Origin of the sequence: Nonomuraea composti (assembly GCF_012034275.1) — a bacterium.
Lineage (GTDB): Bacteria > Actinomycetota > Actinomycetes > Streptosporangiales > Streptosporangiaceae > Nonomuraea > Nonomuraea composti.
In genome coordinates this window covers 1-1,224 of record NZ_JAATEP010000143.1, presented here as the reverse complement: position 1 = coordinate 1,224, position 1,224 = coordinate 1, and the positions used below count along the sequence as shown (strand labels likewise).

The 1,224-nt window shown below is 69.0% G+C and carries 1 protein-coding gene; it reads left to right on the top strand.

Translation table 11 applies throughout. The annotated features are described in order from the left end of the window. Positions 1-97 precede the first annotated feature (97 nt). On the top strand, positions 98-1,219 hold the full coding sequence (locus tag HCN51_RS57695) for an IS630 family transposase (protein WP_168022223.1): 1,122 nt from the start codon (positions 98-100) through the stop codon (positions 1,217-1,219). Positions 1,220-1,224: the final 5 nt, after the last annotated feature.

Sequence of the window (1,224 nt, the reverse complement as noted above, 5' to 3'; positions counted from 1 at the left end):
CTAGTGCTGTGACCAGAAACGATCACCGGGTTGGCGCGTAGGACGGTGTTGCCGGTTGGATGAGCTGATCACGTTCGTTCAGCAGTCGGGAGGCCCGGTGACGCAACCGGTCAAGGTCCGCAGGCTCTCGGACCAAGAGGGGCAGAAGCTGCAGCGCATCGTACGGCGCGGCACGATGAGCACGGTGCGTTACCGGCGGGCGATGATCCTGCTGGCCTCGGCGGGCGGCAACACCGTCCCGGTGATCGCGCGCCTGGTGCAGGCCGACGAGGACACCGTGCGGGACGTCATCCACCGGTTCAACGAGATCGGGCTGGCCTGCCTGGACCCTCAGTGGGCGGGAGGCCGTCCCCGCCTGATGAGTCCTGACGACGAAGAGTTCATCGCGGCGACGGCCACCACCCGCCCGACCAAGCTCGGCCAGCCGTTCACCCGCTGGTCCATCCGCAAGCTTGTGCACTATCTGCGCCGCCTGCCCGGCCGGGCCATCACCCTGGGCCGGGAGGCGTTACGCACCCTGCTGCATCGGCGCGGGATCACCTTCCAGCGCACCAAGACCTGGAAGGACTCGCCCGATACGGACTTCGACGCCAAGCTGGAGGAGATCGAGTACGCCCTCACCCACCGCCCCGAGCGCACCTTCGCCTTCGACGAGTTCGGCCCGCTCGGCATCCGTCCCACCGCCGGGACGGGCTGGTCACCCGCCGGTGAGCCGGACCGGTTGCCGGCCACCTACCGCCGCACCCAGGGCGTACGGTACTTCCACGGCTGCTACTCCGTCGGCGACGACCTGCTGTGGGGCGTCAACCGGGCGCGCAAGGGCATCGACTACACCTGGGCCGCCCTGAAATCGATCCGGGCCGCCCGGCCGGACGGCGCACCGATCTACGTGATCCTGGACAACCTGTCAGCGCACAAGAACTGGCGCATCCGCACCTGGGCCAAGAAACACAAGGTCAGGCTGCTGTTCACGCCGACCTACGCCTCCTGGGCCAACCCGATCGAGGCCCACTTCGGACCGCTGCGCCAGTTCACCCTGGCCAACTCCGACCACCCGAACCACACCGTCCAAACCCGGGCCCTGCACGCCTATCTGCGCTGGCGCAACGCCAACGCCCGCCATCCTGACGTTCTGGCCGCTCAACGCCGCGAACGCGCCCGGATCCGCAGCGAGAAGGGCATCCGCTGGGGCGGCCGGCCCCTCGCACCGGCAGCCTGACCCCC